At 66.8% G+C, this 8,895-nt stretch carries 8 protein-coding genes and 1 pseudogene; 5 read left to right on the plus strand and 4 right to left on the minus strand.

Annotation, left to right across the window (positions count from 1 at the left end; all coding sequences use genetic code 11):
- From J0L98_RS20310 to J0L98_RS20320, 3 genes and pseudogenes are all read left to right on the plus strand, one after another.
- A pseudogene (locus J0L98_RS20310) lies at nt 1-201 on the plus strand (DNA polymerase Y family protein); the annotation flags it as partial.
- Between the two features lie 78 nt (nt 202-279).
- Nucleotides 280-1,659 (plus strand): MATE family efflux transporter, encoded by a 1,380-nt coding sequence (locus J0L98_RS20315; RefSeq protein ID WP_296413901.1) that lies wholly within the window; start codon nt 280-282, stop codon nt 1,657-1,659.
- Between the two features lie 24 nt (nt 1,660-1,683).
- On the plus strand, nt 1,684-2,379 hold the full coding sequence (locus tag J0L98_RS20320) for a hypothetical protein (RefSeq protein ID WP_296413903.1): 696 nt from the start codon (nt 1,684-1,686) through the stop codon (nt 2,377-2,379).
- A 63-nt stretch (nt 2,380-2,442) separates the two neighbouring features.
- Here J0L98_RS20320 and J0L98_RS20325 read toward each other — a convergent pair whose 3' ends face one another.
- Both J0L98_RS20325 and J0L98_RS20330 read right to left on the minus strand, forming a co-directional pair.
- On the minus strand, nt 2,443-4,227 hold the full coding sequence (locus J0L98_RS20325; protein WP_296413905.1) for a PDZ domain-containing protein: 1,785 nt from the start codon (nt 4,225-4,227) through the stop codon (nt 2,443-2,445).
- A gap of 478 nt (nt 4,228-4,705) precedes the next feature.
- Nucleotides 4,706-5,632 carry a LysR family transcriptional regulator gene (locus tag J0L98_RS20330; protein WP_296413908.1) on the minus strand — a complete coding sequence of 309 codons (927 nt, stop codon included), beginning with the start codon at nt 5,630-5,632 and terminating at the stop codon, nt 4,706-4,708.
- A gap of 99 nt (nt 5,633-5,731) precedes the next feature.
- Here J0L98_RS20330 and J0L98_RS20335 point away from each other — a divergent pair, with 99 nt between their 5' ends.
- Entirely contained in the window at nt 5,732-6,508 is a 777-nt protein-coding gene (locus J0L98_RS20335; protein WP_296413910.1) for a ferredoxin--NADP reductase, read from the plus strand.
- A gap of 49 nt (nt 6,509-6,557) precedes the next feature.
- Here J0L98_RS20335 and J0L98_RS20340 read toward each other — a convergent pair whose 3' ends face one another.
- Together J0L98_RS20340 and J0L98_RS20345 are read right to left on the minus strand one after the other, a co-directional pair.
- Nucleotides 6,558-7,601: a poly(3-hydroxybutyrate) depolymerase gene (locus J0L98_RS20340; RefSeq protein ID WP_296413911.1), complete on the minus strand. Its 1,044-nt coding sequence runs from the start codon at nt 7,599-7,601 to the stop codon at nt 6,558-6,560.
- The gene (locus J0L98_RS20345; protein ID WP_296413913.1) at nt 7,598-8,002 is read right to left on the minus strand and encodes an MAPEG family protein; all 405 of its coding nucleotides are present in this window, start codon (nt 8,000-8,002) and stop codon (nt 7,598-7,600) included. The genes J0L98_RS20340 and J0L98_RS20345 overlap by 4 nt, the downstream gene beginning before the upstream one ends.
- An 84-nt stretch (nt 8,003-8,086) precedes the next feature.
- On the opposite strand from J0L98_RS20345, the gene J0L98_RS20350 reads away from it, so the two are divergent.
- On the plus strand, nt 8,087-8,895 hold an 809-nt coding region (locus J0L98_RS20350), incomplete at its 3' end, for an ABC transporter transmembrane domain-containing protein (protein ID WP_296413915.1).

An 8,895-nucleotide genomic window follows, 5' to 3' on the forward strand; every position in this document is an offset into this window, starting at 1 on the left:
ACCCCCCGGCCCATGGCCCGGCCCCCGGCAGAGAGTCTGCTCGCCGGACCCGAGCGCATCGAAGCGGGCTGGTGGGACGGGCCTGGCGCGGACGTGAGCCGGGACTACTTCGTCGCCCGCAGCCACGACGACTGCCTGGTGTGGATCTTCCAGGAACGTCAGCCCCCCCACGGCTGGTTTGTCCATGGCTACTTCAGCTAAGCGCGTGTGGATGACTGCGTGACCCGATTCCTTCACAAACACTGCTGCACGCCTGCGAATCGCTACACTACGCTCCCCATGAGCCAGAACACCGCCCAGCCCGGCCTCGCCCGCCGCATCATTGATCTCGCCTGGCCGGTTCTGATCGCCCAGCTGTCCTCGATGACCCAAATGGTCAGCGACACTGTCCTGACCGGTCGCTACGGCACCGCCGATCTGGCCGCCGTAGCCGTCGGCAGCGGCATCTACATCTCCATCGTGATGCTGATGGTCGGCATCCTGCAGGCGGTCGCCCCCACCGTGGCCCATCATGTGGGCGCCGGGCGCAAGGACGCCATCGGCCCGGCGGTGCAACAGGGCTTCTGGCTCGCCCTGGCCCTGGGCATTCCGGCCGTCCTCTTCCTGCGCCATCCCGACTGGCTGATGCAGCTCTCCGAGATCAGCCCGGAAGTCGAAGCCGGCGCCCGGGACTACCTGGCGACGATCGCCTGGGGGCTGCCCGCAGTGCTGCTCTACCGAACCTTCTATGCCTTCACCAATGCCCTGGGCCGTACCCGGGTGCTGATGGTGATCAGCCTCACCACCACCGGCGTACACATCCCCCTCTCTTGGGCCTTGATCAACGGATATCTGCCGGGCGTCCCCGCCCTGGGGGGTACCGGTTGTGCCGTCTCGAGTGCCTGCATGGGCTGGCTGGCGCTGCTGTGTGCCGGGCTGCACGTGCTGCGGGCACCGGCCTACGCGCCCTATCAGTTGTTCTCCCGGTGGACACGCCCCCGGGCCGGCCCCATCGGCGAACTGCTGCGCCTCGGCCTGCCCATGGGCTTTTCCAGCTTCGTCGAAATCACAGCCTTCACCCTGATCGCCCTGCTGGTGGCTCGGCTGGGCGCCACGGTGGTAGCCGGCCACCGCATTGTCGGCAACCTGTCGGCCCTCATCTACATGTTGCCCCTGGCCCTGGCCATTGCCACCCTGGTGCTGGTCGGCCAGGCCCTCGGCGCCCGGGACGGGCACGCCGCCCGGCAGGCTACACGGGTCGGCATCCTGCTGGCCACCGGCCTGTCCACCCTGGTCAGCATCGTCGCCTGGCTGTATCGCGATGCCCTGATGGCGGCCTACACCGCCGATCCGGCGGTCAGCCGCCTGGCCGTGTCCCTGGTGATCTACATCTGCCTGTACCAGTTCTTCGACGCCATCCAGACCGTCGCCGCCCATGCCCTGCGCGGCTACAAGATCACCTTCGGCCCGATGCTCGTACACACCCTCTGCTTCTGGGGCATCGGCCTGGCAGGGGGCTACGGGCTGGCCTACCACGGCCTCGGCAGCCTGTTGCCCCCCCAGGGCGTGGCCGGTTTTTGGCAGGCCTGCGTACTCAGCAACATGGCCGCTGCCCTGCTCTTCGGCACCTACCTGCACATCGTCTCACGCAACGGGGCCGGATCTGTCACGCAGGAATAACACGCCACTGCCAGAATCCGCAGCATGAACAGACTCGCCCTCCTTGCGCTGCTCCAGGCTCTGGCCCTGCCCGCCCTGGCTGCCCGCCCCTTCGTGACCGACGATGCCCGCCTGACCACGGCCGGTAGCTGCCAGCTCGAAAGCTGGATGCGGGTCTATCCGGAAAGCCGTGAGGTGTGGGCCTTGCCGGCCTGCAACCCGTGGGGCAATCTGGAATTCACCTTTGGCGGCGGACGTGCCAAAAACAATGGCGAAAGCGCCACCCGGGACTACATGTTCCAGTTCAAGACGCTCTTCCGCCCCCTGGAGACCAATGGCTGGGGCTGGGGCCTCGCCGCCGGCAGCGTGCAGCATCCGGACATCAACCCCGGCCCCAACCTGCTCGGCAACACCTTTGTCTATGTGCCGATCTCCTTCTCCTTCGCCGACGACAAGGTGGTGCTTCATCACAACCTGGGCTGGCTGAAGGACAAGGCCTCCGGCGACCACCGCCTCACCTGGGGAGTGGGCGGGGAGTTTCACGTGAGCCAACGCCTCACAGCCATTGCCGAAGCCTTCGGCGACAACCGCAGCGGCCCCTTCTGGCAGGCCGGCGCCCGCTTCGCCATCGTGCCCGAGCGCGTCCAGGTGGATGCCACCTTCGGGCGCGAACTGAACGGCTCCACCGACAGCCGCTGGTTTTCCTTCGGCCTGCGCCTGACCCCCGACCGCTTCCTTTGAGCGCTCCCCGAGGGCTGCACCCCAGGCGCAGCGGCGGAGCACGGGGGTCGCAGTGACAGCGCTTCAGCCCCCCAGCCAGGCCTCCCTGAGCGCCAGGTGAGCGGGGCTGCCCCCCTCCTCCACCAGGCTCAGCTTTGCCGTATCCCGGGGCGCCTCCTGCAGGCTTACCGCGAAGTGCATCAGCTCGTCCCGGCGGAAGGCGTGGATCTCCACCTCCTCGCCCGGCTGGCGGCGGGCCAGCAACTTGTCCAGATTGCCCACATTCACCTTCAGGCCATCCAGGGCCACCAGCACATCCCCCGCAGACAGGCCGGCCGCCTGGGCCGCCCCGCCATCGAAGACATTGGCCAGGCGCACGGCATCGCCATCGGCCGCCGTGCGCACGCCCAGGCTGGGCGCCGTTGTCGCCGCCTCCCAGATCAGGCTCACGTCCACCCGCTTGAGCCAGGCTTCGAGGGGCAGTTCATCGGTGCCCTCCACCAGGGCCTGCAGCCAACGGCCGATCTCGGCGCCACCGATCTCCGCCGCCAGCGCAAACAGGCCGTCCTCGGCCACCCCCACTCCGCTCTGGCCATGGCGCTGCCACAGGGCACGCATCAGGTCATCGAGACTGCGGGCGCCCCCGCTCTCCACGCGCAGGCGCAGATCGAGGAGCATGGCCACCAGGGAACCCTTGGTGTAATAGCTGACGATGGCGTTGGGGCTGTTCTCGTCCTGCCGGTAATACTTGGTCCACGCCTCGAAGGACGACTCGGCCACGCTCTGCTTGCGGCGGCCGCTGCCCTTGTGCACCTGGGTGAGGGTCTTGCCGAGCAAGCCCAGGTAGTCGGCCACGCTGATGCGCCCGCTGCGCACCAGCATCAGATCATCGTAGTAGGACGTGAAGCCTTCGAAGGCCCACAACAGGCGGGTGTAGTTCTCCCGGGACAGATCGTAGGGCACGAAGGCCGCCGGCTTGATGCGCTTGACGTTCCAGGTGTGGAAGTACTCATGGCTGCACAGGCCCAGGAACTGGCGATAGCCCTCACTCGGCGCATCCAGGCCCACATGGGGGAGATCGGCCCGGCTGCACAGCAGGGCCGTGGAGGCACGGTGTTCGAGGCCCCCGTAGCCATCCCCCACCGCCATGACCAGGAACACATAACGATCCATCGGCGCGGGCTCGCCAAACAGGCGGATCTGCGCCTCGCAGATGGGCTTCAGATCCTCCACCAGGCGGCCCAGGTCGCAGTCGTGGCGGCCTGTGATGGCCACCGCGTGGGGCACCCCGCAGGCGTCGAACTCGGCCAGGCTGAAGCGCCCCATTTCCACCGGATGGTCGATCAGGGCATCGTAGTCCGGCGCCCGGTAAAGGCCGAAGCCGTAGCGCTCGGCAGCCCCCTTTTCGCCGTCGGCCTCGGGCAGGCTGGTGGCCACCCGCCAGCCCGCGTCCTCCATGCCCACCGGGGGGCGGATGTCCACCCGGTGAGCCCGCCCCTCATGGCCCCGGGCACACAAAAAGACGCTGGTGCCGTTGAAAAAACCGTGGGTCTGGTCGAGATGGGCCGTGCGCACCGACAGATCCCAGGCGTAGACGGTGTAGCTCAGGCTGACCGGACCCCGGATACCGGCCGGCAGTTGCCAGGTGTGCTTGTCGGGTCGTGTGACCTCCAACGCCTGCCGGCCGGCCCTGGCCGACAGGCTGACGATGTTTCTGGCGAACTCCCGGATCATGTAACTGCCGGGAATCCACGCCGGCAGGGTGAACACCTGCCCGGCCGGGTCAGGGTCGTCGAGGTGAACGCTGACTTCAAACAGATGCGCCGCCGGATGGACGGCCTGGATGGTGTAACAGACGGGTGTCGTCATGGGCAGCAGCTGGAAATGCGAGAGTGACAGGGATTCTAACAAAGGCCGCCCGGGCCGACCCCCGAAAGGCCGGTTCACGCCGCTGCCTAATTTTTAGGCAACAGCACAAAACCCTTACGCGTGAAGGCCTTGCTGCCCGACCCCACAGTTTGTCCACACCCTTGCCCACCTCGGCCGGGGATAAAACATCACTGCACCAGCTTGGACATGTACTGCCCCATTTTGAGGCAGCGCATCTTTCTTCTTTTGGATCAAGGCTCTGCTGCACCGCCACACAGCTTGTCCACAGCTTATCCCCGGTTTTGTGTGAATAGATAAAAACTATTCAAGCCGCAAAATCAACAGGATTGCTCTATTTTTAGGCAAAGGCAAAAATACCTTATGTGTCCGGCACATGACAGCGCCCCCCACACCTTGTCCACAGGCTTGCCCACGTTCTGTGTGAATTGCCGGGGACTTTCCCACAGGGGCTGAACACTCAGGGGACGTAGGGCAGGTCGATCAGATCGCTGCGCGTCACCCCGGCCGTCATCTGTCGGCACAGGGCGATGAACTCGCGCATGCCGGCGGTCACGTACTTGCGCTTGTGGGTCACGAACTGGAACTGGCGGCGCAGATCGAGCTGCGGCGTCTCGATGGACACCAGGCTGCCCCGGCGAAAGGCGTCGCGCAGGGCCAGCCGCGAGATGCAGCCGATGCCCAGCCCGCTCTCCACGGTGCGCTTGATGGCCTCCGTGTGCTCGAGCTCCAGGCGCACCTTCACCTCCCCGGAGAAATGCCGCAGGGCCTGATCGAAGGTCTCGCGGGTGCCCGAGCCGATCTCCCGCAGGATCCAGTCCTGCCCGGCCAGCTCATCCATGTCCACCGGGCGGCCATGGGCCAGGGCATGCCCCGGGGCGCAGAACACCACCAGCTCATCCTCCACCCAGGGCTCGACAAGCAGATCCGGATGACGGCAGCTACCCTCGATCAAGCCCAGGTCAAGTTCATAGCGGGTCAGCTGATGGACGATGGTGGCCGAGTTATGGACCGTCAGCTTCACCCGGGCGCTCGGGTGCTGGCGCAGGAAATCGGCGGCGATCAGGGTGGCGAGGTAGTTGCCGACCGTGAGGGTGGCACCGATCTGGAGGGGGCCGAAGTCGGTCTGCCGGGCCAGCAGGGCCTCGATCTCCCGGGCGTGCTCGATGAGCTGCACCGCGTGGGGCTGCACCACCTGGCCCAGCTCGTTCAGGCGCAGGGCCTTGCCGATGCGGTCGAAAAGCTGGGTGTCGAACTGCCGCTCCAGCTCACCCAGGGCCGTGCTCGTGGCCGACTGGGACAGGGACAGCTCCTCTGCGGCCCGGGACACGCTTTCGTGGCGGGCCACGGCGAGGAAGATCTCCAACTGGCGGAGGGTGTACTTCATATCTACACAATAGAATATATATATCAATACAATCCATTTTACAGATTTATGGCACTGACTAGAATGGGCACGTCAACGCCAACCCGAGCAGGCCCTGTCATGAGCAAACTGAGTACCCAGACCGTTCTGTCCGTCCGTCACTGGAACGACTCCCTCTTCAGCTTCAAGGTCACCCGCGACGCCGGCCTGCGTTTCGAAAACGGCCAGTTCGTGATGATCGGCCTGGAGGTGGAAGGTCGCCCCCTGACCCGCGCCTACAGCATCGCCAGCCCCAACTATGAAGAGCACCTGGAGTTCTTCAGCATCAAGGTGCCCAACGGCCCCCTGACCTCGCGCCTGCAGCATCTGCAGCCCGGCGACCCCATCGTGGTGAGCAAGAAGCCCACCGGCACCCTGGTGCTCCACGATCTGCTGCCCGGCCGCAACCTTTACCTGTTTTCCACAGGCACCGGCCTGGCGCCCTTCATGAGCGTGATTCAGGACCCGGAGACCTACGAGCGCTTCGACAAGGTGGTGTTGCTCCACGGCGTGCGCTATGTGTCCGAGTTGGCCTACAGCGAGTTCATCGAAGACTACCTGCCCCAGAACGAGTTCTTCGGCCAGGAGGTCCGCGACAAGCTGGTGTATTACCCCACGGTGACCCGCGAGGAATTCCGCAACCAGGGCCGTGTCACCGATCTGATCACCACCGGCAAGTTCTTCGAGGACACCGGCCTGCCGCCCCTCGACCCGGCCCTGGACCGGGCCATGATCTGCGGCAGCCCGGCCATGCTCGACGACTGCTGCAAGATGCTCGACGCCCGCGGCTTCAAGATCTCCCCGCACATCGGCGCCCCGGCCGACTACGTGATCGAGCGGGCCTTCGTCGAGAAGTGAGCCTTCCGGCCTGCCCACAAAAAATCCGGCCTCGGCCGGATTTTTTCGTTCACCGCGCCGGCGCCTCGGCCAGCCGGGAAATCATCTTGCGCACCGCCACCATCTGCGGCCCGTTGCGCGTGGCGTAATCCACCGAGGCATAGCCCCACCAGTCCCAGCAGCCCTTGGGGTTGTACACCCAGCGTAGCGACCCTGGCGCCCAGCCGCTCCGGGCCACCACCTGCGGATAGAGGATCACCAGCCGGTTGGATTCGGCCCAGGCGTTGTAGCCGGCCCCTTCGGCAAAGCGCCGGCCCAGCGCATCCACGCCCTGCCGGCAGCCATGAAACGCCACATGCACCCGGCAGCCGCCCGAACGGCAGGCGGCCGGCACGTAGGCGAAGCCCTCGTCCGCCATGCTGTTATCGATGGGCGCGCCGCCGATGAAGGGGCGCTGGTCGAAGCTGATGAGGTTACCGGGTTCCGGCACCACCCGCGGGTTGAGCCCGCCGAGGAGATGGCCGAGCAACTCGCCCGGCGCATCGAAATCGCCACAGCGGTTGATGAAGGGCGGCTCGGACGTGTTGCACGCGTTGGCCTTGCCGTCGGCAACCGAGATCATCGCGTGGCCGGCGCCGGGCAGCGTCACCAGCCGGGTGGACGCCGCCGGCACCCACTGCTGGTAGAAGGCCATCAGCGCATCGACCACCGGGCGTTCGACGGTGTGGTCGGCGCTGCCGGTGAGCACCCACACCTTGTCGTCGGCGAGCGCCGAGGGCGGGTCGATGAGATCGAGCCGGGCGCGGGATTCGATCCGCGGCTTGATGTCGGCGGGCTTGGGCGGCGGCGTCCAGCGGTTGGGCGCCATGCACGCGGTCATCGCCCGGATGACGCTGCCGTCGGCACAGTCGTAGGGTCCGGCCGCGAGGATGCCGACACCCCGCACGAGCTTCGAATACGCCACCTGAAACTGCCCCGCCATGTAGCCGCCGGACGAGATGCCCGAGACCGTCACCGCCGATCCGTCTGCCCGCAGCGCCGGCAGGGGTGGCGCGGCCAGTGCGCCGGAAGCCGCCAGCGCAGCGGCCAGCATCACGTAGGTCTGCTTCATCATTTGGCCCCCGCCAGTTGCGCGATCACTCCGCCAGCGGCGAGGAGCCCCAGCCCCCCGAAGGCCAGCGCGGCGACGGTGAAGCCCTTCGCCCGCAGCCCGGGCGCCTTCGCGTAGCCCACCGCGTACCACACCCGGCCCACCAGCCACACGCCACCCAGCACCGCCGCGGCGCCATCGCTCACGTAAGCCGCGCAGATCCACAGGCAGGGCAAAGTCATCACGGCCCATTCGAGGGTGTTCATCTGCACCCGGTAGAGCCGCTCGAACACCGGATGGCCGGTGACGGCGGGCGCGACCACACCGTAGCGGTGGCGCCCCTTGCCCACGGCAAAGCAGGTGCCGAACATCAACAAGGCGATCAACAGCGTGACCCCGGCGGTAAGCGGTGAAGAAGACAGCATGGATTCAGGTTTCCGGAAGACGAGCGCCATAGCTTACCGTCCCTCCGTCATACTGCGCATTACCGTTTGTTCCGCCACGCGCCCATGTTCCGCATCCTCGTCCAGCTGCTTTCCCCTTATCGTCGCCGCGTCTTCATCGCCGCCATCGCCTTGGTGATCGCCGCCGGCACCATGCTGGCCGTCGGCCAGGGCCTGCGGGCAGTGATCGACAAGGGCTTCTCGGCCGGCGATCCGGCCTGGCTCGATCGCACCCTCGCCAGCATGGGCGGGTTGATCGTGCTGCTTGCCGGCGCCACTTATCTGCGCTTTTACAACGTGTCGTGGCTGGGCGAGCGGGTGACGGCCGACATCCGCCGGCGCGTCTTCGATCATCTCCTCACCCTGCCGCCGGCGTGGTTCGAGGCCGGGCGAACCGGCGAGGTGATCTCCCGCCTCACCGCCGACACCACCCAGCTCGAAAACGTCATCGGCTCCAGCCTCTCCATCGCCCTGCGCAACGCGCTGCTGCTGGCCGGCGGGCTGGTGATGCTGTTCACCACCAGCCTCAAGCTCAGCCTGCTCACCGTGGGCGGGGTGCCGCTGGTGGTGGTGCCGATCATCCTGTACGGCCGGCGGGTGCGCCGCCTGGCCCGCGAGAGCCAGGACCGGGTGGCCGAGCTGGGCAACCGCATCGACGAGACCATCCACGAGATTCGCATCGTCCAGGCCTATGGCCACGAGGACGCCGACCGCCGGGATTTTGGCCGGCTGGTGGAGTCCAGCTTCGACACCGCCAAGGCGCGTGTCGCCAACCGGGCGCGGCTGGTGGCGGCGGTGATGGTGCTGGTGTTCGGCGCGGTGGCCTTCATCCTGTGGGTGGGCGGCCACGATGTGCTGGCCGGCCGGCTGTCGGC

Source organism: Zoogloea sp. (genome assembly GCF_017302315.1).
Classification (GTDB): domain Bacteria; phylum Pseudomonadota; class Gammaproteobacteria; order Burkholderiales; family Rhodocyclaceae; genus Zoogloea.